The sequence below is a fragment of the Caballeronia sp. LZ062 genome, assembly GCF_031450785.1.
GTDB lineage: Bacteria > Pseudomonadota > Gammaproteobacteria > Burkholderiales > Burkholderiaceae > Caballeronia.
This window is the reverse complement of record NZ_JARTWB010000003.1, coordinates 421,856-447,113: the sequence shown is the minus strand read 5'-3', so window position 1 is coordinate 447,113 and position 25,258 is coordinate 421,856. Positions and strand designations below refer to the sequence as shown.

Genomic DNA, 25,258 nt, shown 5'->3' with positions numbered 1-25,258 from the left:
TTCGTTTATCGAGCGTGCGGCGGCGCACGAAACGCGTCTGTACGTTGTCACACAACGAGCGAATGCGATTATCGGATAAGCCGCAGGTCCGTCACGACGACGGCGGGACCGCGCTTGTCGTAATCGACATTTTCCACGGACGCAAGCCGGGAATTCACCCAAGTCGGCGCACGGCTCGATACGCGTCCTTTAACGGTCCAGCCTTTCGTATCGAGTCCTGAAACACTGAATGCGTTATCTGCCGAGTTTTCATCGCGATGACCCGAGATTTGTATATCGACATTCTTGGCTCTCGGTCCGGGTAACTGCGCTAGAAAGACGAGAATGCCGATCTTGCAACGGCGCGTGACCGGATCGACAACGCGAATATTCTCCAGAACATCCTGATTCGAATTCGGTTCTATATCGAGTCCCGCGGACGGCGCGGTGCCGCCAATGTCTTCCCACACGCCGCGCTCGATGGTGATGTTCTTGCCGCTGATAATCGACACGCCTTGTCGCCGGCAGCCGACCGCACGATGATCTATCAGACGGATGCCATCCGGCGCCGTGGCGCTCGGCCGATAACTGTTCGCGATGTACACGCCGTCGCCCCAGCATCCGATGGTCGTCGCCGAGCGAATCGTCACGTTCGAGCTGCCCGCCACCGAAATGCCCATGCCGTAGCCCTCTTCATGCGTCTTCGCGGGCGCGGCATTGAGCTCCTTGCTGCCGTCGAGCATCGCGCCTTCCAGAACGACGTCGTTCACGTCCCAGATGCGGACGATCTGATAGAACGGCGTGTCATGCCGTAGCAGCTTGATGGACGCTCCCGCGCGAAAGCGGACACGCGATCCGCTTCGCAGTTCGATGCCGCCCGAGTCGATGCGGCACCGCCCGCTGATAAGCAGTGTCTTGCCGACAGATGCGTCGATGGCCTTCTGAAGCGGCACGCGATCATTGCTTACGCCGTCGCCTTTCACACCGAACGCGCTGGCATCGACAGTGTCGCCGCCCCACGCGGGACGTTCTTCGAACGCGTTGATGAGAACGCCTGAAGCAATCATCTTGAGCGCGAGTCTTCTTGTATGCATGGCGTTGGGCGCGTGCGCGCTGCGTCGTGGAATAAGTCAAACGGAATGTGCGTTATCACCTTTATACGCGGGGTCGACCGCCTGCGCGCCGCCCGGAAGAAAGCGGTTCCGCTGCGCCGAATCTGTCGATATTTGTTTCGTCGGAAGGATTCAATCACGCGGTGTGTTTTCGTTCCTCATCGGCGTATCAACGTGGATTATCGGGCGCACTCCTTAAGATCTTACCGCGCCGCGAGCGCGGTTAATCGGTATTGCGATTCACGCCTGAACCCGTATCGGACTAGGGCTCTTCAACGCGCGCTTCTGCACCGTTTTCGTGATCTAAACATGGAAAGCCCGCAACCATTAGGGACAACCTGTATATCGGGGCGAACTGTGCACGACGTTGAATTCCTTCCAGCGTCGCGATGGTGGCAGCGCAGTCGGCGACGACCTCCGGGGCAAGCGCTTAGCCCCGTTATACCGCTCCCTATTGGACTGCTAATGACATCGCATGATCGTTCGCTTGTCATGGCATCGACATATGTTATGTCGGCCACATCGCTAAAGCACAAAAGAAGGCTGTTGCGACCCGCCAATTTTGGAGCACTACGCGGCCTAGCCAACATTTCGTCAACAAAAAAACTGGTCACTTAAATCGCGAGCCGCGCGATGATATTCGGACTCCAAAGAGCTTCGTATGCGCGGGAAATCCCTGATTAATCATAAAAAACGCTCTTCAAAACAAATGGGACTTCGGAGACCTTAGTTTTCGGTTTGCCGTTTTTGCCAAACCGGACTGTTGCACCTGCTTAATATGCACGGCCTCTGACGAAACGGCGGCCGACGTGAGCACCTGCATACCTTGACCGAATGACTGTCCGCACTGTTGACAAAATGAGCAAACGACAATGCTGAACCTTGCCCTCGGCTGCCTCTCATCGTTTTGTCTGACTCTTTTGATCGTGAAGTACACGAGCCATGCGGGATCGAGATGGCTCGACAACGATCTGACCGGAGTACAGAAAAATCACGCCTTTCCGGTGCCGCGCGTCGGCGGCATCGCAATCATAGGAGGAACGGGTGTCACCTTTGTCATGGGCGGCATATTCGGCGCGAATCCGCGCGGGGAGTCGTTGCTGCTCCTTTCGTGCGCGGGGCTACCGTTTCTCGCGGGATGCGCGGAAGACCTCACCAAACGCGTGAGCCCGCGTGCACGGCTTCTGGCGGCGATGGCCGGCGCAATCGGCGGCGTGTATGCATTGAACGCGGTCGTCGGGCGCGTGGACCTGCCTATCGTCGATCGCGGTCTCGCGCTCATGCCGCTTGCCATCGGGCTTACCGTGCTCACCGTGGCCGGGCTGACCAACGCGATCAACCTGATCGACGGCATGAACGGCCTCGCGTCGGTATCGTCGATCCTGATCTTCGGCTCGATAGGCTATGTCGCGCATCAAGTGGGCGACTGGCTCATCATGAGCGTTGCGCTCACGATGATCGGCACGATACTCGGTTTCGCCGTATGGAACTATCCGGGCGCGGCCATCTTCTTAGGCGATGGCGGCGCGTACTTCATCGGCTTCGTCATGGCCGAATTGCTCGTACTCCTGATTGCGCGGCACCCCACGGTGTCGGCGTGGTACGCGGCCGTCGTCGCCATTTATCCGCTCTTCGAGACCGTCTTCTCGATCTACCGGCGCAAGCTGGTGCGGGGACGGCCGGTCAGCGAACCGGACGGCGTGCATCTGCATACGCTGGTGTATCGGCGCATCGCGCTCAAGGGCGCGGATTACCGCGACGTGCGTCAGCGCGCGCGCCGCAATGCGCGCACGTCGCCGTATCTCTGGGTGCTGTGCTCGGTGGGTGTCGTGCCGGCGTCGCTATTCTGGAATCAACCGGTCGTGCTGTTCGCGACAGACCTCGTTTTCGTCAGCGTCTATGTGTGGTTTTACGCGTGCATCGTGCACTTCAGGACGCCGCGCTTCCTCGCCGGCCATTCGACGATCACGCCAGCCACGTCGCAGGAAACGCGGCGCTAGGCGGCCGTTTTACGACGCCGCCTCGGACGTAACGTAAGCGGGCTCGTCGGTCCGGTGCCGGGCGGCGAGCGCGCACAGTTCCTCCATGTTCAGGGACACGAAGCCGTATCTGTCGCGCAACATCGCGTAGTGATCCGCAATGCGCTGCAGGAACGCGATGTTCTGCGCCGTATCGCGCCCGAAGTTATGCGGATGCCACCACAGATGGTAGAGCCGCTTGTTGATCGCGGCGTAGGTCATCGCGTCGGTGATGCGCTTGAGGCGCAGCCCGTCGAGCCACGCGGATTTGCGTCGATACGGCCTCAGGAAGCTGCTCGCCGGAAAATTGAACGGCATCGAGCGATAACAGTCTTCCAGCGCATGAGTATTGTGGCCGGAGACGTCGACGTACGCGTCGAGCAGGCGCGTCGCGCGCATCCAGCGGCTCTGACCGGCCTTGTCGGACGCGGCGTAGGCGTGTCCATGCTGCGTGCCGCGATAGCACAGCACGCCGAACTGCGCGAGCGCCGCGAGATACGCGTCGTTGCACTGGTTGCGCGGAAACACGATGCTTCGCACGTACACGCCCGCCCGGCGCGCGACTTCGACCGCGCAGGCGAGATCGGCTTCGAACTCGCGCAGGCCCTGCCCTTCTTCCAGACAATAGTAGTGTGAATAGGTATGCGTGCCGATGGCCTGTCCCGTCTGCCGCGCAATACGCGCGATGAGATCGGGCTCGAAGTGATAGAGCGGATCAAGCGTGTCCGCCGCGTCGATGTACTCATAAGGCGATATGCCCGCGCGCGTGTATCGAGGCCGCGCATCGGGCAGGCTCGCCTTGAGTTCCGCGACATCGCGATGAAAGAGAAAACCTACGGTCGCCCATGTCGCGTGAATGCCGCTTGCACCGAACACGCGAAGCATCTCGGGAATGGCGCGCCGCACGCCGCGCAGGTTCTCGCCATAACTCTCGATGGTACGCGTTTCGCGCACGCCCCAAAGCAACTCGAAATCGAGAGAAACGGTGAACACGCCGTGATCGAAGGTCATGGGTCGGCTTCTCGACAGGAAAGCGGGCCGTTAGCGGGCCGAGCGCGCCATCGCGCCTCGCTCGCGTAATGGCGCGGATTGCGGCGTGGCCAGCGCATCGTTCTCTGCGTCCACAGTCGCGCCCGCGCGTTCGTAGGCCAGCACGAGCGCAATGTTCACGCACAGAATCATGAGCAGGCCCACGATCAACATGCTCAGATTGCGCAACTCGTCGTGAAAGCCGAACGTGATGAAAAGCGGCACGTTCACGGCAAGCGCAATCCAGACATGACGGCGCATCACGAGCGGCAGTTTGCTCCATCCCGAACGCAGCAAGACGACGGCAATCACAATGTTGATGACGTTGAAACCCTTCGACATCACGACGCCATAGTTGTATTCGAAGCGCAGATAGCTCAGCGGATGAATCAGAAAGTCGAAGTTATGGAAGAGGTGAAACTGCGCGACATCGCCGCTATTGGCCGCGTATTTCATCTTGACCGCGAGATTGATGGCGCCCGCGATTGCCAGCATCACCGCCTGCAACGTCAGCGCACGGCTCAACGACATTCGCGCGTGAAGAAACGGAAAGAGCGTCAGCGTGAAAAAGAGAAACGACTCCTTGTTCAACGTCGCGATAGCCGTGAGCGGAATCAGCCATAAGGTACGGCCCGTCGCCGCGAGCCACACCGCGAGCATCATGAAGAGCAGTTCGGGGAAGTCGTAGAAATACGCGCCGTCGGTCAATATCAGCGGGAATATCACGGCGAGCGCCATCGGTGCGAGCGTGCTTGCCGTTCTGTTTGCCTGCAGCGTCATGCACACCGCGCGCATCGCGAACATCGCGAGAAAAAACGCCGTGAACGACATGCCGAAGATCAGGTAATAGCGCAGCGCGTATTGCGGGTTGCGCGCATCCGAAGCGCTCGGATAAAACCACGTGATCGGATGATGCGTGCGGTTGTCGTCCATCAGCAGCCCGTCGACTCGCGCCTTGAGCTTTGCGGGCATGGCGTGTTCGACGCCGTTCGCGAGCATCGGAAGCAACTGGCGATAGACGAAGGGACGATCGATCGTGCCGTCGAGCATTGCGGGCAGCGCCCACTCCGGCGTCTGATCGCGGAATTGCCACTTCGTGAAATAACCGTTGTACGACGCCGCCGCGACCACGTAATACATCACGACAAGCAGCATCCAGCGTACACCGCGGCGCAGCACGAGTTCGTTGAACATGGCGATCTCCAGACGATGTGTCGACCCAGCCCGGCGTGTCTCGGCGGCAGACTGACTCCGGTCAGGCGAGTGTTCCGGACAGCCTCGCGCATGTTCGCTGATTTTCATGGCTGCGAAGGTGGGCTACCGCACCGTGGGTGAAATGGCAGGTGCGCGCCGCCCGCTTGTCACGGCAAGTTTTTCATGAACGCCGGCTGTGCAGTATCGGGCGATGCGGATACAGTGGCGCTACCGCGCACGCCTCCCATACCGATGAACAACCACACCTTCAGCGAAGCGGAACGCAACGCCGTATATCGCGCCATTGAAGAGCGCCGCGACATGCGGCATTTCGTGAGCGATCCCGTCGCGCCGGCCGTGATGCAGCGGCTCATCGATGCCGCTTTGCATGCGCCGAGCGTCGGCTTCATGCAGCCGTGGCGCATCGTACGGATCACGTGCGCGCAGGTCCGCGCACAGCTTCAGGCGGCGGTCGAGCGCGAGCGCTTGTTGACGGCGGACGCGCTCGGCGAGCGGCGCGACGCGTTCATGAGGCTCAAGGTGGAAGGCATGCGCGATTGCGCGGAAGTGCTCGTGATGGCGCTGATGGACGGGCGCGAGCGCCACGTGTTCGGCCGCCGGACGCTGCCCGAGATGGATCTCGCGTCGGTCGCCTGCGCCATTCAGAACATGTGGCTCGCGGCGCGCGTCGAAGGCATCGGCATGGGATGGGTGTCGCTTTTCGATCCGCAGGAAATCGCCGAACTGCTCGCGATGCCGCCGGGCGCGCGGCCGGTGGCGATTCTCTGCGTCGGACACGTCGAGCAGTTCTACGACGCGCCGATGCTGGAAACCGAAGGCTGGGCCACGCGCCGGCCCAGGGAAGAATGCGTCTTTGAGAACCGCTGGCCGCCGCGTTGAAGATCAGCAGGCCGTCGGTCTGACGCGTTCCACTTCGAGTCCGAAGAGCGGGCGCAACCGCGTGCCGAGCACATTGCCGAAGAACGCCGCCACGAGCCACAGCCAGCCGTGCAGACTGCCCGACAAGATGCCGCTGAAGTACGCGCCGATGTTGCATCCATACGCGAGCCGCGCGCCGTAGCCGAGCAGCAGCCCGCCGACGATCGCGGCGATCAGCGAGCGCATCGGCACGCGCCACACCGGCGCGTAACGGCCCGCGAGCGCGGCGGCGAGCATCGCGCCGAGCACGATGCCGATATCCATCACGGACGTGACGTCGTGCGAGATCGGCGCGGCGAGCGTCGCGGCGTTGGGCTTGCTCATCCAGTACGGCCAGCTGGCGACATCGAAGCCGATGGCCGAGGCCGCCTTCGCGCCCCACAGTGCGAACGCGGACGTGACGCCCCACGGCCGGCCCGACAGCGCGAGCGTCGCAAAGTTGAGCACCGCGAGCGCGAGCGCGCCCGCGAGAAGCGGCCACGGACCATGCAGCCACGGCGACGTGTGCGCGGGCTGCACATGCGCGGCGACGAGCTTGCCGTGCCGGCGTTTCTCGATAACGACAGTCAGCGCCGCGATCAACGCGAACACGACCCAGTTGAGCGCGAGCGCGGGCGCGAGACCCATCGACTTGACGAGGGAAATCGGCTGCAACGAAGGCAGGCCGGTCCAGAAAGGCATGTGCGCGGTCGCGATCACCGATCCGACGATGAACGCGGCGAGCGTCACGATCATGCGCGTGCTGCCGCCGCCGACGGTGTACAGCGTGCCGGATGCGCAGCCGCCGCCCAGCTGCATGCCGATGCCGAACAGGAACGCGCCGACGATCACCGACGTTCCCGCCGGCGACACGAGCCCGGTCACGGGCATACCGAAGAGCGACCCAGCGGACAACGCGGGAAAGAACAATGCGACGCCCACGGCGAGCATCAGCATCTGCGCGCGCAGCCCGGCGCCGCGGCCATCGGCGATGAAAACGCGCCATGCGGAAGTGAAGCCGAACGCGGCGTGATAGAGCGCGACGCCGAGCAGCGCGCCGACCACATACAACGCGGCCTGACGCGCACCGGCGGTCTGCGCGAGATAGAGCGCGCCCGCGAGGATCAGCAGGCCGGCGACGGTCAGCGGTTTCGGGTTGATCTCAGTGCGGCGAGGATAGGAACTGGCTAAGTCGGACATGATGGTTCGATGCGGTGAATTTGCGTAAACCCCTATATTGTCGGCCTATTCCGGGGTTCTTGCTGGCGGCCGCTTCGTCAATGCTTACCTGCTTCGGCGTCTTTGCCGTAGCCCGTCAGTTCCAGATAGCCGCGTCCGCTTTTGCCTGCGGCCTGGCCATCGCCCGTCACCGTCACCGCGCCCTCCCAGTACACCGCACCGGTCGATTCCCGCGAGTCCAGTTCCTGATCGTCGATGAGGGGCGCAAGACGCCAGCGCATCGCGCCGACGCGCACGGTCATCGCCACCGGATAGCGCGTGTTCGTGCGCGGCGAGCGCCACTGGCGCTCCGGCGTGAATTCGACGTCGCCGGGGCCGAACTGCGTCGCCTGGCCACCGGGGCCGCGCAGTGCGGCGTGCGCCCAGACCGCGTGGCCGTCGCGGCTGCGGACCTTGAACGCCATCAGCGCCGATCCGTCGTCGAGATTCGCGCCGAGCCAGTCCCAGCCGGCGGCGTCGGCGGGAAGCAAGGTGCTCGACCACTCGTGATCCAGCCACGCACCGCCGCTCACATCGACGGTTTCGCCCTGACCTTTCGCCGATGGCCGCGTGACGCTTCCCGTCACCTGCAATTGCGGCTCGCTGTAGTAATAGCTCGCTTCTTCCGGCGACGGCCCCTTGCGCGAATACCCGCGCTCGCCCTGAACCATCGGCGGCTGCGTCGGCGTGAACGTGAGATGCAGCGCGAATCCGGCAGCGTCCGCGCTCACGGTGTAGCGCCCATCGGCCTCGCGCACCATGCGCCACGCGTCCAGCTTGACGTCGGTGTTGCCGTTCGCCGCATACGCGAGGCCGAAGCCCTGCCGCGCGATGTCCTGATCGTGCACGAGCCGCCCGAACGCCGGATCGGAAAGCGCGGCGTGCGCGACGATCACCTGCGACGGATCGAACGCCCCGCCGCCGCCCTTGCCCGTGTTCGAGCGAAAGAACGTGATCTGGAAGCCGAGCGGCTTCTTGTCCGGCGTCTGCAGCCAGCCGGTCGCGTACCACCATTCCGTGCGGTATTCCGGATGCGCGCCGCTGTCCTGCGGCCAGTCGATGCCCCGCCCCGGCACGACGGCCGCGAACGTCGCATCGGCAGCGCGTGCGTCGGTTGATACGAGCGCGGCGAGCGTCAAAAACGTCGCGATGAAGAAGCTGAAGCAGCGCATCACCAGTCCTCCCGCACGGCGCGCACTGCATCGACCGATACGGCGCGCCGCCCCGCCAGCACCGCCGTGGTACACGACGACACCAGCATCACGAAGCCGATGACGATCAGCATGGTCCACGGTATGTGCAGCGACATCGTCCAGTGGAACGATTGCGGGTTGACCACGAACACCAGAACGAGGCTGATGGCGAAGCCGAGCACGCAGCCCATCGCGATGCCGAGCAGCGTCAGAAGGCCGCCTTCCGATGCGAGCAGCCCGAGTATTTGCTTCTTCGTCACGCCCACATGCCGCAGCATGCCGAATTCGCGCGAGCGCGCGAGCGTCTGCACGGAGAACGTGGCGGCCACGCCGAAGAGGCCGATCATGATCGCCACCGCTTCCAGCAAGTACGTCACCGCGAAGCTGCGGTCGAAGATGGTCAGCGTGCGGGCGCGAATGTCGCCGGGCTGCGAGAATTCGAGCGCGTCGCCGAACGGCAGGTTTTGCAACGCCGCGATCACCTGTCCCGCCGATGTGTCCGGGCGCAGCGTGATGGCCACTTCGGTCGCGCCCATGTCGCCCGTCAGCCGCCGGTAGTCCGAAAGCCGCATCTGCAGCGCGCCGGTCTGCCGCACGTAATCGCGCCAAATGCCCGCCACCACGAAATGGTCGTCCGCGCCGCCGAGCGGCAGCGTCACGCGTTGCCCGATGCGATAGCCGTACAGATCGGCCATCGCCTCGGACGCCCATAGGGGCGTTTCGTCCGCGCGCCACGCTTCGGGCGGCAGTGTCGCGCCGGTCATCTGAAGCATCGCGCCGGGATCGGAGCCGTTGATCTCGCGGGCGACGACGGCGACCGGCGGCTTCGACGCATCGAGCGTCACCTGCGACGAGCGCGAAAACGCCGCGCGCGCCACGCCGTTCGTCGCGGCGATCTGGGCCTGCTGCTGCGGCGTGAGGCCGCCGGTATCGCCGGTCGATGCGAGCCGCGCATAGACATCGGCGGAAAGCAGATGCTCCAGCCAGTCCACCACCGAAATGCGAAAGCTCGCCACCATGATGGCCATCGCGACGATCAGCGTGAAGCTGGAGAGCACGCCGCCCATGGCGATAGACGCCTGGCCGGGCGCATTCGCGAGCCGCGCGAGCGCGAGCGTGCCGACCGCGCTGGGGCTGCGCTTGCGGCGCAGCCACGCGTAGCTCGCGCCCGCAGCGCCGAAGACGATTGCCGTGAGCCGCGGCATCAGCGCAATGCCGCCGACCAGCAGAAACGCGACGGCGAGATAACCGGCGATAGGCGCATCGTCGATGGGTGGCGCCTGCGTCAGCGCCGCGCCCGCCGCGAGGCAGGCGAGCGCGGGCCACGGCGTCGAAAGCGGCGAGAGCGCCGCTTCCTCGCTGCCGGCTTTCAATGCCGGCGCGGGGCGCGCCCGGACGGCTTCGAGCGCCGGAACGAACGTGCCCGCGAGCGCGACGCCCAGGCCGAGCGCGAGAAAAATCGCCGTCGAGACCGGCTCGAAGTGCACGCGCGGCTGCACGCCGGGGAAATAGCCGCCGCCTAAGTCGCTGCCGAAAAAGCGCAGCGCCAGCCCCGCGACCGCGAATCCCAGCGCAATGCCGAGCACCGCGCCCGTCACGCCGAGCAGCGCGCCTTCGGACATGATCTGCCGCACGAGCTGGCCGCGCGTCATGCCGAGCACGCGCAGCATCGCGAATTGCGCTCGGCGCCGCACGACGCCCGCCGCCTGCGTCGAAAAGACGAGAAACGCGCCGGTGAAAAGCGCGACGAGCGCAAGCACGTTCATATTGATGCGGTACGCGCGCGAAAGTCTGTCCGTGCGGCTCTCGGTATCGCGCGTCTCGGCGACGACGAAACGCGCGCCCAGTTCGTCCTGCAACGCGCGCCGAAACGCTTCGCGGTCCATGCCGCGCGCGAGTTGCAGGTCCACGCGCGAGAGCCGCCCCTGCACGCCGAAGCGCGACTGCACCGCGGCGATGTCCATCACGCCGATGCGCTGCCCCGGTAACGCCCGCAGAATGCCGCCCGCCACCCGCAGGCGCAGCGGCGACGTGCCGTTTTGCAGTTCGACGTCCGCGCCCACGCGCGCGTTGAGCCATTGCTGCGCGGCGGGCGACAGAAAGATGGCATCGTTGGACAAGACATCGAGCGGCGTCTGCGGAGCCGGCACGCCGGTCAGATCGGGCGCTATGCGCTTCGCGCGGAACACGTCGATGCCCAGGACCTTGAGCGGCGCGCTCTGCTTCGGCACCGCGACATCGAGTTCGAGCACGGGACTCGCCACCACGACGCCCTTTCGCATGGCGAGCATCGGGTAAAGCCGTTCGTCGATGAACTGTTGCGCGCCGCGCACCTGCAAGTCCGCTTGTCCCGACAGGCTACGCGCGGCGGCGGAAAATTCGTTGAAGGCCGCGCTGTTGATGAGCTGCACCGCATAACCGAGCCCGACGCCGAGCGCAATCGTCAGCACGGCGACGAGCGCGCGCCCGCGATGACTGCGCCATTGCGCGCCGAGCAGCCAGCGCGAGAGCATGCGATGACCGGCGGCGCGCGCCGTCATCGTGCGCGCGCCTCGTTGAACGCCGTGAGCGACGCGGCTTCGTGCAGCGTGCCGTCGGCGAGAATCAGCACGCGGTCGGCGAAGGCTGCGGCGGCCTCCGAATGCGTGACCATGATGGCGGCTGCGCCGGTCGCTTTGGTTTCAGCGTGGAAGAGGCCGAGAATTTCGTGCGCGGTTTGCGGATCGAGATTGCCCGTGGGTTCGTCTGCGAGAATCAGCCGCGGGCGATGCACGAGCGCACGCGCGATGGCCACGCGCTGCAGCTCGCCGCCGGAAAGCTGGCGCGGCAGATCGTTCTGACGATTGAAGAGGCCGACGGCAGCCAGCATGCCGTGCGCGGGCGTGATCGGCAGGCCGTTCAGCAGCAGCGGCACCGCGACGTTCTGCACCATCGTGAGGTGCGGCAGCACGTGAAACGCCTGAAACACGAAGCCGAGCTTCTCGCGGCGGGTCTTGGTGGCGGCTTCGTCGCTGAGCGCGGAGATAGGCACGCCGTCGATCAGGATCTCGCCGCTGTCGGGCGCATCGAGGCCCGCAATGAGATTGAGCAGCGTGGATTTACCCACGCCCGAGTCGCCCATGATGGCGATGAATTCGCTTGAGCCGAGCGTGAAGTCGAGCCCTGCAAGAATGGTTCTGCCGGGACCAAAGGTTTTGTGAAGGCGGCGGCATTCCAGGGCGGGGCGTGTCATAGGCAAGCGCGCTGAGTATCCTTGGGTGACGGGTATTATGCCTAAGCTCTTTCATCCGATGTGATCGGCCATCGGCGCCATTCATCCGAATGGTTTGGTTCGTATGATGTCTTCCGATGCGCACGTTGCGCATATTGCACGCCTGAAGCGTGTGCAACGGCGTATTTCGCAGACAGAGCGCGACGCATCGGCGTATATCGCTGGGCTTTTGATACGACGCTTTCTTCGTTGTACCAACTAATTGAAGTACAGGATACGCGGTGCGTTATGGACGCTTGGGCTGCGCTGCATCGATTGGAACGCTCGATCTCCGCGCCCGCTGACCACCACGTCCTCGGAACCCTTGGCTCGTGAACACGGACACCTATTTGCGCGTGGGCGGCAGGTAATCCGGCAGTGGGTCGAGGCCCTCGCGCGCGAGACGCTCGCTATGGAACTCACGCTTTGCCGACGGCGTGCGAAACCCGCCTTGCGCGAGCGGCGCGTCGGCAGGTCGAGTTCGATCCAGCGCGACGCCTTCAGTGCTTCCCAACCGCGGCCCTCGCATTCGAGCGCATGCAGTAGCTGTTGGGAAGACATTGCGCCCGCTTTCACCTAAAGGTGTGGGCGCCGGACAAGCACGATTGCGCGATGCGAGCCGCGCCCTCACCGCCCCGCCTTCACCGCGTCCGCTTGCGCCGGCTTCTCCCAGCCGAACGCCTGAACGTCCGTAAGCCGCCCGGCCGCCGCCACGACGCCGCGAATCTCGCCGGGCATCGGCAATGCGATGCCGTGCCACGTTGCCCCCGTGTCGTGCTCGCCGCGTTCGGCGCGTGCGCGGGCGAGATGCGCGGCATCCGCGAGCGTATCGGCGCTCAGGCCGACGCCGACGCTCGCCGATCCCACCGCGATCACGATCCATATGCCCGAATACGCGACATCCACGTGGACGCTCTGCCGGCCTCGCGGGTCGGCCGCGACGATGCGCTCATCGGGGCCGTCCTCGACCTGAACCTCTTCGGGACGGCAGCCCAGCATCTGCGAGACGACGAGCCGCAGCGTCGCGCGCGCCACACCGAAGCGCCGCCCGATGGCCGAATTCGGATACAGCCTCGCCCGCTTGCGTTCGGCCGCACTCAGCCAGTTCGCGACGTTGGACGCCGACGCGAAGCGGAATTCGCTCGTGACGAGCCAGACGCACAGTTCGCCGGCCGCGGGCGGCCGGTCGACCGCGCGCGATTTGGCGAGATCGTAATAGCGCCAGGCGGCGTCATCGGCCAAGGTCAGCGGGAAAGACGTGCAGGCGCCCTGCATCACGCATGAAGCCTCGATGAAGCGGCGGATGAATGCAGCATGGGGCGACCTCGCGGGTTATCGTTCTTGGGGATGCCGCCGGGGCGGGCCTTTGCCATTTTCGGCAACGCTTCCTTAACAAACGCTTAGGAGCCGCCTTCATTTCGGCTTCGATAAGAAGCGCCGCAGGAAGCCGCACGGAATATCGATTGCTCGCATGACCGATCAACTCTTCAGCCCGGAGACTCCCGATGGCCCAAGCCGCACTCTTTACTCCCACGCGCGTTCGCAATCTCGAACTGGCGAACCGCATCGTCATTGCACCGATGTGCCAGTACTCGGCCGAAGACGGCTGCATGAACGAATGGCACCTGATTCATCTTGGACAACTCGCCTTGTCGGGCGCCGCGCTGCTGACTATCGAGGCGACGGCGGTGCTGCCCGAAGGCCGCATCACGTGGGCCGATGTCGGCTTATGGAATGACGAGACCGAAGCCGCCATCGAGCGCACGCTGAAGGGCATCCGCCGCTGGTCCGACATGCCGATTGCCATTCAACTGAGCCACGCGGGGCGCAAGGCATCGACAGAAGTGCCGTGGGAAGGCGGCGCGCAACTCGCGCCGGACCACGCGCACGGCTGGCAGACAGAAGCGCCCTCGTCCGTGCCGTTCGAGGAAAGCGAAACGCCGCCCGTGGCGCTGGATCGCGCGGGGCTCGACCGTATCCGCGAGGCTTTCGCCGCGTCGGCGCAGCGCGCGGCCCGGCTCGGCATCGACCTCATTCAGATTCACGCGGCGCATGGGTATTTGCTGCATCAGTTCCTGTCGCCGCTTTCCAACAAGCGCGACGACGAATACGGCGGCTCGCTCGAAAACCGCATGCGCTTCCCGCTCGAAGTCTTCGACGCCGTGCGCGGCGCTTTCCCGCAGGACAAACCGGTGACGATCCGCGTGTCCGGCACCGACTGGGTCGATGGCGGATGGGACACCGAGCAGACTATCGCCTTCGCGCGGGCGCTGGAGGCGCGCGGCTGCGACGCGATCCACGTCTCGAGCGGCGGTCTGCATCCGGCGCAGCAGATTCCGGTCGGCCCGAGCTATCAGGTGCCGCTCGCGCGCGCCGTCAAGGCCGCCGTGAAGATGCCGGTCGTCGCGGTCGGGCTGATCACGGGCATCGAGCAGGCGGAAGGCATCGTCGGCACCGGCGACGCGGACATGATCGCGCTCGCCCGCACGGCGCTCTATGACCCGCGCTGGCCGTGGCACGCGGCGGCGGAACTGGGTGCGCACGTGCGCGCGCCGAAGCAGTATTTGCGCTCGCAACCGCGTCAATATCGCGATTTGTTCGAAGAGGACTGATGCCTCGCACCGACGCTGCGGCGTGCTATCTTCAAGCCGTCGCGCGTCGCCGTTTCATGTGGTGCCATCATGAGTCAAGTCCGCTATCCGCTCGGACCCGACGACCGGGTGCATCTTCTCTGCTGGCTCACATGCGGCTTTCTCGGCGCGTTCTATCTCGAAGGCGCGTGGCCCGAAGCGTCGTTCCAGGTGCGCGCGGCGCATCGCTGGCTCGACAGCCACAACCGCGCCGCCGACTGGATCGAAACCGCGAAGCTCTCGGTCATCGCGCAGTCGCTCGCTTCGCGCTTTTGTCCGCTGCTCGATACCGAAGCGGGACGCACCGCCATCGAGCGGATCATCGAAGGCGACGATCTCGACTACGAAAGCGAACTCGTGCAGCGCATCTTCCACGCGTGCGTCGTCCAGCTCACGGACCGGCGCAGGCCGTCGCGCTAGGCGTCGCTCACCGCGCGCATCTGCTCATTCGTCTTACAAAAGCCCTTCGGCGCCGAACTAATTTCGCTTGACAAAGCGTTTTCCCGCGCCTTGCAACGAGCCTTCGGACGTGCGCTCTTTTTTCTGATGATCGAATGTGCGGTAGCACACACTCCGGCGTTTGGAGGCGTTGCTACATTCGTGCCGCCTGCTCGCACGTCGATGTTCGCGCCCTCTGTTGGTCGATGATGGCCCGGCTACACCGTCAGCGGCCAAATGACGACAAAACAAATTCGACATAGTTCGGAGGGTGTATGCAGCGCAGCAGTGGTTCCTTCAGTCGTCCTTCGCGGCTTCGGCCGCTCGCGGCCATCGTGCCGCTCATCGCCGGTTTTTCGTGCGCGCATGCCGCGTCGCCGCTTCCGAGCGGCGGCCAGTTCGCCACGGGCAGCGGTTCCATCACCGGCGGCGGACGGTCGCTCGTGATCGACCAGACTTCGCCGCGCGGCGTGATCGACTGGAAGAGCTTTTCCATCGGCAGCGGCCGCCAGGTCACGTTCAACAACGGTAACGGGGCGACGCTCAACCGCGTGACGGGCGGCGATTCCTCGACGATTCTCGGCCAGCTTACGGCCACCGGCAGCGTGTACCTGATCAACCCGCAAGGCGTGCTGATCGGGCCGGGCGGCGTGGTCGCGACGGGCGGGCGCTTCGTGGCGTCGTCGCTCAACATCAGCGACGCGGCCTTCATGAAAGGCGGCGACCTGACCTTCTCCGGCGATGGCCGTGGCGTCGTGGTGAACCTCGGCAAGATCGGATCGAGCGGCGGCGATGTGTTCCTCGTCTCGCGCACGAGCGTGGTCAACGCCGGGTCGATCGACGCCCCGAAGGGCAGCGCCGAACTCGCGACGGGCGCGCAAGTGCTGCTGCACGATGCATCGAGCGGCCAGCAGGTTTTCGTGCTGACGGGCAGCCAGGGCACGGCGACGAACGCGGGCGCGATCCGCGCGGCGCAAGTGAGCCTGCAGGCCGCCGACGGCAACGTCTATGCGCTCGCGGGCAACAACGCGGCGATTCGCGCGACCGGCACGGCCACGCGCGACGGCCATGTGTGGCTCGTCGCCGGCCAGGGCGCGGTGCACGCGGCGGGCAGCATCGTCGCGGCGAACGCGAACGGCAGCGGCGGCACGGTCGAAACCCGCGCGGCCACGCTCGATGTCGCGAACGCAAACGTTGGCGCGGGCCAGTGGACGCTTTCCGCGCCGACGTTCACCATCGACAGCGCAACCGCCGATGCACTGTCGCGCAGCCTCGGCAACGGCACGTGGGTCAACGCGCAATCTGGCGGCGACCTCGCGGTGAACGGCAACGTGCGCTGGAACGGCAACGCGTCGCTCACGCTCGGCGCGGCGCACAGCGTGACGGTGGCGCAGACGTCGACCATCGCGAATTCGGGCGGCGGCAATCTCACCTTGCGCGCCGATGCGAACGGCGCCGACAACGGCGGCAGCGTGACCAATCGCGGCAAGATCGACTGGTCGGGCAGCACGGGCATCGTGAGCGCGCTCTATGACATGAACGGCAGCTACGCGCCGGGCACGCTGCTTACGCACGCGGGCTGGACGGCCGCGCCGTATAGCGGACTCGTGACGCAGATCACCGCGTACAAGCTCGTCAACACGCTCGCGGATCTCGGCCGCGTCTCGCAAAACCTGGCGGGCAACTATGCACTTGGGAAGGACATCGACGCGAGCGCGACGGCGAACGGCAACGGCTTCACGCCGATCGGCGCGACGCCCGCCACGCCGTTCACCGGTCAGTTCGACGGCTTCGGCCATGGCATCGACAGCCTCGCGGTCGGCGATCCGTCGTCATCCGGCTATGTCGGCATGTTCGGCGTGATCGGCGCAAGCGGCGTGGTGCGCGACATCAACCTGACGAACGCCAACGTCGGCGGCGCCGCGCCCTCGACCTACGGCCTGCTCGCGGCGCAGAACAACGGCTTGATCGCGTATGCGTCGACCTCGGGCGACTTGTCGTACGGCGGCTTCGGCGGCGGCGGAAACGGCGGTCTCGTCGGCGTGAACAACGGGCAGATCGTGCGGTCGTCGAGCAGCGCGTTCGTCAGCTACCAGGGTGCGTCGGGCGGCCTCGTGGGCGTGAACGCCGGGACCATCGCGCAGTCGTATGCCACCGGCAACGTGACCGCCGGCTCGCATGGTTCGGTCGGCGGGCTCGTCGCGTTCAATACCGGCACCATCACGCAGTCCTATGCAACCGGCAGCACCGGCGGCCAGACCGGCGACGGCGGCCTCGTCTACGACAACGGCAGCACGGGCGTCATCAACGAATCGTTCGCAGTGGGCCAAGTCGGCGGCGGCGGAGCGCAGTTCCCGGGATACGGCGGCATCGCGGCGTTCAACGAGGGCAAGATCAACAACAACGTGTACTGGAACCGCGACACGACGACGCTCGCGAATGCCGTCGGCACCGAGAACGGCGGCACCGCGCCGGGCAACGGCAACGGGCTTTCCAACACGCAAATGGGCCAGAAGGGGAGCTTCGCGTCGTGGAACTTCGGCGCGGGCGGTGCGTGGACGATGCCCGTCAACGGCACGCACCCGGTTCTGAGCTGGGAGCAGGCGCGGCCCTGACGCGTCTTACTAGAAGAACGAAGGGCGGGCCGCGGCCCGCCCTTCAACTTCCTATCACGACGAACACTTCGCCGAGCGGCGCTTTCGATCCGTTCGGCACGACTGCTTTCAGCGGGAAGCCGAACGTCCCGCGCACGCTGACGAAGCGCCCCATCTGGAAGCGAATCCCCGCGCCGACACTGGCGAGCGACGCGTTGTTCACCTCGCCCGCTTCGGGGATGCGATTCCACACGTGCCCGGCATCGAAGAAAACGAAGGGCTGCATGGCCGCGCCGCCGAGCGTGAGCGCTGGCGCCCGCATTTCTGTCTGCACATTCCAGCCGCGATCGCCTTGCGCCGCATACGGCTCGTAGCCGCGCACGCTGGCATCGCCACCGAGTCCGAGTTCTTCGCTCGGTAACAAGGTGTTGCCGGTCCACTGAAAGAGCCCTCGCGCGGAGACGGAAAACCCGGACGCGCCAAGCGGCAGATCGTGCTGCCCCGAGAGTTGCAGATATTGATAGCGCGGCGTCGCGCCGAGCCGCGCGGTATCGAATGCGGTGTCGTTGTTGCTGCTGTCGAGACGGCCGGGACTCGCGAAGAGCGATGCGTTCAGATGCGTCGCGCTGGACGGGTCGGCGTTCGTCAGGTCGTAGGCGACCACGAACTGGTGAATATGCGTGTTCGCGTTGAAGACCTGGAAGCCGCCGAATTCCAGATCGTTATTCGACCGCTTGAAGTCGTAGCCGAACTGAAGCTGCTGCTGCCACGCGCCCGCGTTGTCCAGCGACGGAAGTAGGCGGTCATACCGGAAACTGAATTGCGAACTGATGCCGGACTGCCCGTAACTGTCTGGCAGACGCGGCGTGCTTTGCGCGAACACGCCGAACATTTCGATGCGATCCATCCACGGCAGCGGCGCGAAGAAGTTGAACGAGTGCGCAATGAAGCGCGCACGGTCGGGCCGTCCTTCGATGTCGGGATTGCCGGAGAAAAGGTCGTTGCTCGCCGTCGCCTGATAGCCGATGCGCGCGTCGATGCCGAACAGATTGCCGTAGTCGAAGCCCGCCAGAAAGCGGTCGCGACCGAGGTCGCGCACGCCGTCGTTGTTGTAGCCGCCATAGACGCGCAGCGGCAGGCGGTCTTCGGTTTGCAGCAGAACGTCGGTCGTGTTCTGGGCCTCGCCCGGCGCATAGATAACGTCGACGCGCCGATACGGATTCGCATTGAGCAGCGCGAGCCCGGCTGCGACGTCGGCTTCGTGGATCGGCTCGCCGCCCGCGAGCGGCATCTCGCGCTTGAGGAGCGCATCGGAGAAATAGCGGTTGTCCTTTGGGATCACGCGGCCCGCGCGAAACTCGGCCACGGCGATGGTCACGACGCCGCTCGTCACGTCCTGCTCGGGCACGTAGACATCGACGAGCGGCTGGCCCGCGCCGCGGTACCGCTGCACGACCGCGCGACGGATCTGCGCGAGGCGCGCGAAGGTGAGCGGCTTGCCGAGATCGGCGGCGAAGGTGTCGAGGAAAGCGGGGTCCAGCAGCGGCAGGCCGGTGGACGTCACCGCGCCATGCGCGCCGGACTGGCGATCGTTCGATGCAGGCTCGCCCGCGCGGGCGAACGCAATGCCGCGCAGGTCTTCGATGGCGACGGCCTGCGACTCGTCGACCGGCTGTTGCGGCGGCTGCGGTGCGCGCGGGCGTTCGGCGGCGGGCGGCGCGAGGGGCGCGACGTCTCGATACGCTTGCGCGGCGGCATCGCCCAGATCCACGCAGAAAGCCGCCACCGCGACGGCCAGCGCGCGCCTCGGCGGGAAAAGACGCGTCATGCGCCGCGAACGCGCATGGCCGAAACGTTTGCGCGGCGGGCAAACTGGCCGCGCCGTGCATTGTCAGCGTGTCTCACGCCGCCTCCGATGCTGTCCTGTTCCTGGGCCGCCGACTATATATCGGCGGCAGTCCCGACCGCCAGCATGCGTCCGGCGCGAATGTGCGAAAGCGCACGGTAAGCCTGCGAAACCACTCGCGCCCGCGCGCAACGCATCACGCGCTCAGGGCTTCAACACGACCTTGATGCAGCCGTCTTCCTTGTCGCGGAACGTCTTGTACATGCCCGGCCCGTCCGCGAGCGACACCGTGTGCGTGATGACGAACGACGGGTCGATCTGGCCGTCCTGAATGCGCTTGAGCAGGTCGTCCGTCCAACGGTTCACGTGCGTCTGACCCATGCGCCAGGTCAGTCCCTTGTTCATCGCGGCGCCGAACGGGATTTTGTCGATAAGTCCGCCGTACACGCCCGGCACCGACAGCGTGCCCGCCGGCCGGCACACGTAGATCATCTCGCGCAACACGTGCGGGCGGTCCGTCTCCAGCATCACGGCTTGCTTCGCGCGGTCGTACATGGCATCGACGGAACGCGTCGCGTGCGATTCCATGCCCACGGCGTCGATGCACTTCTCCGGTCCCTTGCCCTGCGTGAGGTCGCCGAGACGCTCCAGCACGCTCTCTTCCTTGAAATTGATGACGGTCGCGCCGCCCGCGCGCGCCATCGCAAGGCGCTCGGGCACGCAGTCGATCGCGATCACCTGCTTCGCGCCCAGCAGCACGGCGCTGCGAATCGCCATCTGGCCGACGGGACCCGCGCCCCAGATCGCAACGGTGTCGGTCGGCTCGATGTCGCATTGCACGGCCGCCTGCCAGCCGGTCGGGAAGATGTCGCCCAGAAAGAGCACTTGCTCGTCGGTGAGGCCGTCGGGAATCTTCACGTGCGTCTTGTCGGCGAACGGCACGCGCACGTATTCGGCCTGACCGCCGGGATAGCCGCCCGTCAGGTGCGTGTAACCGAAGAGGCCCGCCGTGGTGTGGCCGAAGACTTTGTCCGCGACATCCTTGTTGCGGTTGCTGCGCTCGCAAACGGAGAAGTTGCCGCGCTTACACTGGTCGCACTCCCCGCAGACGATGGTGAACGGCACGACGATGCGGTCGCCCTTCTTGAGCGCGCTGTTCTGCGCGCCGACTTCGACCACTTCGCCCATGAACTCGTGGCCCATGATGTCGCCGGATTCCATGCCAGGCATGAAGCCGTCGAAGAGATGCAGGTCCGAACCGCAGATTGCGCACGTCGATACCTTGATGATGGCATCGCGCGGATGCTCGATGACCGGGTCCGGAACCGTCTCGTATCGGATGTCCTTCTTGCCTTGCCAAATCAGCGCCTTCATGTTTGCCTCCAGCGGGAGTGAATGGTCGGATCGCGCGTCGAACGGGTCGAAAGCGAGAAGCCCCGACCGTTGGATGTTTCAGCAACACGTGTTCCGCGCCGGAGTTCGCGCCATGTCCACGACGTGCGTCACGTAAGCAATGCAATAACAGAAGCGGCTGTGTCCGGCACGCCAATGCAGCAACTAGTCTTGGCGCTCATAAAGCGACCGCGCAAGCCGCGCAGCATGTCGCTGCTATCGACGCGATTGGAAAAATCCAACGCGGCGGCGCGCGCTGGGAATACCCACTGCTATGAACTCATGCGCCCATCCGGCTCACGCCACGGACGCTCGATGGCGCTTCCCCGCATCGCTTGTTTGGAACTCTCGCACTTTCATCGAAGGAGCCTGCCATGTTCGTACACAACAAACGTCTGCAATACACGGTGCGCGTTGCCGCGCCCAATCCCGGCCTCGCCAATCTGCTGCTGGAGCAGTTCGGCGGTCCGCAAGGCGAGCTTGCCGCCGCCATGCGCTACTTCACGCAAGCCGTCACCGAAGACGATCCGGGCCGCAAGGACATGCTCTTCGACATCGCGACCGAAGAGATGAGTCATCTGGAAGTGATCGGCAGCATCGTCGCGATGCTGAACAAGGGCGCGAAGGGCGCGCTGGCCGAAGCCGTGGAGCAGGAAGCGGAGCTGTATCGGTCGATGACAGGCAACGGCAACGACTCGCACACGACCGCGATTCTGTACGGCGCAGGCACGCCGCTCACGAACTCGGCGGGCTACCCGTGGACTGCGGCGTATATCGACACCATCGGCGAACCGACGGCCGATCTGCGCTCGAACATCGCGGCTGAAGCGCGCGCAAAGATCGTCTATGAGCGGCTCATCAACGTGACCGACGATCCGGGCATCAAGGACGCGCTGGGCTTCCTGATGACGCGTGAGATCGCGCATCAGAAGTCCTTCGAAAAGGCGCTGCACTCGATTCAGCCGAACTTCCCGCAAGGCAAGCTGCCGGGCAAGCCCGAGTTCACGAGCGTGTACTTCAACATGTCCAAGGGCGACGACGCACGCGGCCCGTGGAACGAGGGCGGCGACTGGCAATTCGTCGCGGACCCGCAGCCGGCAGTCGATGGCGGCGACGGCACGGCGAGCGTGACTGTGAGCGAGCTGGAAAAGGACGCGCTGAGCACGATGGCTACGCGCACCGCTTCCGACCCGACCGCCGACCCGGTGACGGGCGCCGACCTGGGCTCGGGCAAGGCCGTCTGATGCGCAGTTAGCGCGAACGGCGCGCCATGAAAAACGGCCGCGATCATGACGATCGCGGCCGTTCGCGTTTGAAGACCTCGTAAGTCTTCGCGACGCGTGCTGCTTAGAAGCGGTGACGCAGACCGACTGCGGCGGCGACCTGATTCTGCGAGGTCGACGGCGACAGCGTGTTGATCACGGCGAAATTCTCGCCTGCTGCGCCGAGCTGGCCGGACGCATGCTGATACACGCCTTCCACATAGACATCCGTGCGGCGCGACAGCGAATAGTCGGCCTGCAGCGACACGGTATGCCACTTCGGATCGCCCGTACCGCTCGAGCCGGTGAGCTTGCCATCGGTGTACGTGTAGGCTGCATCGAGGTTCAATGCCGGCGTCAGCGCATAGCTGCCGTTCAGCTCGAAGTTGTTCATATGCAGGTTCGTGTTGGTCGGGAGCACGAGCGCGACGCCGCCCTGCGACGCCGCGATCAGGCCGTCGTAGTGCGTGTTCGTCCACACGAAGCCCACCTTCGCCGGGCCGTAAGCGTAGTTCACGCCCGCGCCGAACGTGCGTTGCAGTTCGGCCGTGAGGTTGCCCTTGTCGCTTTGTCCTGCCGTTACCGCGCCGCCCGTGTTGAAGTTGCGCGAGTTGTTCGTCTGCAGGTAAGCCGCCGCGAAGTTGAGCGGGCCGTTGGTGTACGACGCGCCCGCGCTCCATGCGCGGTTGTTCGAGAACTGGCCGGCGTCATTGCTGAAACCATACAGACCGCCGAACTTGAAGCCCGCGTAATTCGCGCTGCGATATTTGATCGAATTCTTGATCGAGAACGAGTTGTCGAGATTGTCGTTGTCGAACGGATGCGCGCTCAGGTTATTGCCATAGCCCGCGCCGGCTTCCGAAAGCGGTCCGAGAAAGTCGACCATCGAATCATATTGACGGCCGAGCGTGACGGTGCCGAACTGATCGCTTTGCAGACCGACATACGCCTGGCGGTTGAACATGCCGTCCTGATTGAAGCCGCCGTTATTCAGGTTGAAGCCGCTCTCCAACTTGAAGAGCGCGTGCAACCCGCCGCCCAGATCTTCGCTGCCGCGCAAGCCGAAATACGTATCGGAGACGGAACCGCTGCCTTGCTGCCAGTTGCTGTGACCCGCAGTGTTATTGGCATATACGAGGCCCGCGTCGAGCATGCCGTACAACGTGACGCTGCTTTGTGCCTGCGCCGAAGCCGCGAAGGCGCCGAGCACGCCCGCAATAAGGAGATTTCTTTTCATGGTTGCTGTGTGTCCTGATTAGAGCGAAGGCTTCCCGAGGCGATGCGCCTTGTCCTTGAGAAGCCCGACACACTTTAAGCGACGGCCCTTCATACGTCGCGTTATTCGGCGCCTTTTGACGAGTAAGAATCTATTGCTAAAACTGGAACGAGTATGTCTGGCTGCATCTTAGTGCTTTAGTCTCAATCGCTTACTGTCAGCGAACGCAAAGAGTTAATCGTTTCGATGTTGCACATGGACCACGTTATTCATGCGCATTCTGGAGAGGTGCTTTGCAGGCGCACGCGTTGATACGCGCATTCGCTCTCGCTAATCTCTCGGGCGTCTGAAGTCTTTGACGACGAGTTGCAGTCCGAGGACACGGGGCGGTTTCGCGAGAGGAAACCGCCCCGCTTTTCTTTTGCACGTCACGCAGCAGGATCGAGTTTCACTTTGATCCATCCCGGTTGACGCAGATCGAATGCCTTATAGGCGTCGATGACATTCATCATCGGCTCGCGTGTAGTCAGCACGCGAAGCGGATCGAACGATCCGTTGCTCACGCGCTCGATCAAGGCCGGCGTGATCGCGCGATGGTTGCAGTTGCCCATCCTGATCGCGAGGTTCTTGTTCATCGCGATACCGAGCGGGAAGAAGCGGTCGTTCGGCGGATACACGCCGATTACCCCGAGCGTGCCCGCTTTCGCGAGCGCGGCGACGGCCCAGTCGAGCGCCTGCGTCGGCGCGTTGCCCGGTATCCAGTTCTTGCCGTCTTGATTGCGCTCGGGCGTGACTGTCTGACTTTCCTGTTCCGCCTGCTTGATCTTGTCTTCCGACGCGGCCGGGCCGCCTTCCGGATGCACGGCATCTACCCCCACGGCATCGATGGCGCGATCCACGCCCACGCCGTTCGTCAGTTCGAGAATGGCCTGCACCGGGTCTTCCTGGTCGAAGTTCACCGTTTCCGCGCCCTGCGCACGCGCCATGTCGAGCCGATCCTGCAAGCGATCCACCGCGATCACGCGTCCCGCGCCGAGCATCCATGCGCTCGCAATCGCGAACTGGCCCACCGGCCCCGCGCCGAAGACCGCGACCGTATCGCCGGGACGGACCTCCGCGAGCTGCGCGCCGAAATAGCCGGTCGGAAAGATGTCGGAGATGAGAATGGCGCGCTCGTCATCGACGTTATCGGGCAGCTTGATGAGGCTCGCGTTGGCAAGCGGCGTGCGCGCGTATTCCGCTTGCAGACCGTTGATCGGCCCGGTGCTTTTCGGTCCGCCGAAGAACGCGGTGCCAGCCGACGGACCGTTCGGATTCGCGAGGTCGCATTGCGCGGTGTAGCCCTGCCGGCAGTAACCGCAGCATCCGCACGAAACGGTCGATGGAATCAGCACGCGATCCCCGCGCTTCAGGTTGCGCACGCCCTTGCCGACCTCTTCGATCACGCCGACGCCCTCATGACCGAGAATCGTCCCCGGCACCATGCCGGAAAACGTGCCGCGCACCATGTGCAGGTCCGTGCCGCAAATCGCGCTCGCAGTCAGGCGGACCACCGCGTCGAAATCGTGCTGGATCGTCGGGTCTGCCACGTTGTCGAGCGATATGTTGCCTATGCCGTGAAACACGACTGCTCTCATCGTCTGACTCCCGGGAGGTGTTGGTCGAACACTGGTTCAGCAACACACGCGCCCGTCAGCGGCGGGCATAGCGGTTGCGACGTTCATTGCGTTGGCACCGCTAATCCCGTAAGGAGAACCACATGAACAAGGACACCACCGAAGGCATCAAGGAGCAGGTGAAGGGCTGGGTCGATACGGTCATCGGCACCGTGACCGGTGACGAGGACCGCAAGCTGAAAGGCGACGTCGAAATCACCAACGGCGCGAACCGCAAGGACTACGGCGACCAGAAGGACAACATCGAGAAGGGCGTCGAAGATCCGGGCGAGCCGACCAACACGTAAGCCCGC

Annotated in this window: 19 protein-coding genes; 7 read left to right on the top strand and 12 right to left on the bottom strand. The window is 64.6% G+C overall.

Annotated elements, in window-relative coordinates; genetic code table 11:
* Nucleotides 1–68: 68 nt before the first annotated feature.
* The gene (locus tag P9239_RS22200; RefSeq protein WP_309754894.1) at nucleotides 69–1,073 is read right to left on the bottom strand and encodes a right-handed parallel beta-helix repeat-containing protein; all 1,005 of its coding nucleotides are present in this window, start codon (nucleotides 1,071–1,073) and stop codon (nucleotides 69–71) included.
* An 890-nt stretch (nucleotides 1,074–1,963) separates the two neighbouring features.
* Here P9239_RS22200 and P9239_RS22195 point away from each other — a divergent pair.
* On the top strand, nucleotides 1,964–3,091 hold the full coding sequence (locus tag P9239_RS22195; protein WP_309754892.1) for a glycosyltransferase: 1,128 nt from the start codon (nucleotides 1,964–1,966) through the stop codon (nucleotides 3,089–3,091).
* A gap of 9 nt (nucleotides 3,092–3,100) precedes the next feature.
* Here the strand turns inward: P9239_RS22195 and P9239_RS22190 are convergent, their stop codons facing one another.
* Nucleotides 3,101–4,120, bottom strand: coding sequence for a polysaccharide deacetylase family protein (locus P9239_RS22190; protein WP_309754889.1), 1,020 nt, complete (start codon nucleotides 4,118–4,120; stop codon nucleotides 3,101–3,103).
* 30 nt (nucleotides 4,121–4,150) lie between these two features.
* Entirely contained in the window at nucleotides 4,151–5,332 is a 1,182-nt protein-coding gene (locus P9239_RS22185; RefSeq protein WP_309754885.1) for a hypothetical protein, read from the bottom strand.
* 252 nt (nucleotides 5,333–5,584) lie between these two features.
* Between P9239_RS22185 and bluB the strand changes: the two genes are divergently transcribed.
* The gene (gene bluB, locus P9239_RS22180; protein WP_309754882.1) at nucleotides 5,585–6,232 is read left to right on the top strand and encodes a 5,6-dimethylbenzimidazole synthase; all 648 of its coding nucleotides are present in this window, start codon (nucleotides 5,585–5,587) and stop codon (nucleotides 6,230–6,232) included.
* 3 nt (nucleotides 6,233–6,235) lie between these two features.
* Here bluB and P9239_RS22175 read toward each other — a convergent pair whose 3' ends face one another.
* The 5 genes from P9239_RS22175 to P9239_RS22155 all read right to left on the bottom strand — a co-directional run bounded on the left by P9239_RS22175 (nucleotide 6,236) and on the right by P9239_RS22155 (nucleotide 13,186).
* A complete protein-coding gene (locus P9239_RS22175) occupies nucleotides 6,236–7,450 on the bottom strand; it encodes a YeeE/YedE family protein (protein WP_309754879.1) in 1,215 nt (404 codons plus the stop codon).
* A gap of 77 nt (nucleotides 7,451–7,527) precedes the next feature.
* The gene (locus P9239_RS22170) at nucleotides 7,528–8,640 is read right to left on the bottom strand and encodes a carotenoid 1,2-hydratase (RefSeq protein WP_309754876.1); all 1,113 of its coding nucleotides are present in this window, start codon (nucleotides 8,638–8,640) and stop codon (nucleotides 7,528–7,530) included.
* On the bottom strand, nucleotides 8,640–11,201 hold the full coding sequence (locus P9239_RS22165) for an FtsX-like permease family protein (RefSeq protein WP_309754874.1): 2,562 nt from the start codon (nucleotides 11,199–11,201) through the stop codon (nucleotides 8,640–8,642). The genes P9239_RS22170 and P9239_RS22165 overlap by 1 nt, the downstream gene beginning before the upstream one ends.
* Nucleotides 11,198–11,893 carry an ABC transporter ATP-binding protein gene (locus tag P9239_RS22160; RefSeq protein WP_309754872.1) on the bottom strand — a complete coding sequence of 232 codons (696 nt, stop codon included), beginning with the start codon at nucleotides 11,891–11,893 and terminating at the stop codon, nucleotides 11,198–11,200. The genes P9239_RS22165 and P9239_RS22160 overlap by 4 nt, the downstream gene beginning before the upstream one ends.
* 645 nt (nucleotides 11,894–12,538) lie before the next feature.
* On the bottom strand, nucleotides 12,539–13,186 hold the full coding sequence (locus P9239_RS22155) for a hypothetical protein (protein WP_309754869.1): 648 nt from the start codon (nucleotides 13,184–13,186) through the stop codon (nucleotides 12,539–12,541).
* Nucleotides 13,187–13,416: 230 nt separating this feature from the next.
* Here P9239_RS22155 and P9239_RS22150 point away from each other — a divergent pair, with 230 nt between their 5' ends.
* The 3 genes from P9239_RS22150 (at nucleotide 13,417) to P9239_RS22140 (ending at nucleotide 17,594) form a co-directional block, all read left to right on the top strand.
* Nucleotides 13,417–14,523, top strand: coding sequence for an NADH:flavin oxidoreductase/NADH oxidase (locus P9239_RS22150; RefSeq protein WP_309754866.1), 1,107 nt, complete (start codon nucleotides 13,417–13,419; stop codon nucleotides 14,521–14,523).
* A 69-nt stretch (nucleotides 14,524–14,592) separates the two neighbouring features.
* Nucleotides 14,593–14,961 carry a hypothetical protein gene (locus P9239_RS22145; protein ID WP_309754864.1) on the top strand — a complete coding sequence of 123 codons (369 nt, stop codon included), beginning with the start codon at nucleotides 14,593–14,595 and terminating at the stop codon, nucleotides 14,959–14,961.
* Nucleotides 14,962–15,254: 293 nt separating this feature from the next.
* Entirely contained in the window at nucleotides 15,255–17,594 is a 2,340-nt protein-coding gene (locus P9239_RS22140; protein ID WP_309754861.1) for a filamentous hemagglutinin N-terminal domain-containing protein, read from the top strand.
* Between the two features lie 43 nt (nucleotides 17,595–17,637).
* On the opposite strand, the gene P9239_RS22135 is transcribed toward P9239_RS22140, so the two are convergent.
* Both P9239_RS22135 and P9239_RS22130 read right to left on the bottom strand, forming a co-directional pair.
* Nucleotides 17,638–19,401, bottom strand: a complete 1,764-nt coding sequence (locus tag P9239_RS22135) for a ShlB/FhaC/HecB family hemolysin secretion/activation protein (RefSeq protein WP_309754858.1) — start codon at nucleotides 19,399–19,401, stop codon at nucleotides 17,638–17,640.
* 222 nt (nucleotides 19,402–19,623) lie between these two features.
* A complete protein-coding gene (locus P9239_RS22130) occupies nucleotides 19,624–20,793 on the bottom strand; it encodes a zinc-dependent alcohol dehydrogenase (protein ID WP_309754855.1) in 1,170 nt (389 codons plus the stop codon).
* Nucleotides 20,794–21,185: 392 nt separating this feature from the next.
* On the opposite strand from P9239_RS22130, the gene P9239_RS22125 reads away from it, so the two are divergent.
* Nucleotides 21,186–22,055, top strand: a complete 870-nt coding sequence (locus P9239_RS22125) for a manganese catalase family protein (RefSeq protein WP_309754852.1) — start codon at nucleotides 21,186–21,188, stop codon at nucleotides 22,053–22,055.
* A gap of 103 nt (nucleotides 22,056–22,158) precedes the next feature.
* Here the strand turns inward: P9239_RS22125 and P9239_RS22120 are convergent, their stop codons facing one another.
* Nucleotides 22,159–23,310: a porin gene (locus P9239_RS22120; RefSeq protein WP_309754850.1), complete on the bottom strand. Its 1,152-nt coding sequence runs from the start codon at nucleotides 23,308–23,310 to the stop codon at nucleotides 22,159–22,161.
* Nucleotides 23,311–23,717: 407 nt separating this feature from the next.
* Nucleotides 23,718–24,926: a zinc-dependent alcohol dehydrogenase gene (locus P9239_RS22115; RefSeq protein WP_309754846.1), complete on the bottom strand. Its 1,209-nt coding sequence runs from the start codon at nucleotides 24,924–24,926 to the stop codon at nucleotides 23,718–23,720.
* Between the two features lie 122 nt (nucleotides 24,927–25,048).
* Between P9239_RS22115 and P9239_RS22110 the strand changes: the two genes are divergently transcribed.
* A complete protein-coding gene (locus tag P9239_RS22110; RefSeq protein ID WP_309754844.1) occupies nucleotides 25,049–25,252 on the top strand; it encodes a CsbD family protein in 204 nt (67 codons plus the stop codon).
* Nucleotides 25,253–25,258 lie beyond the last annotated feature (6 nt).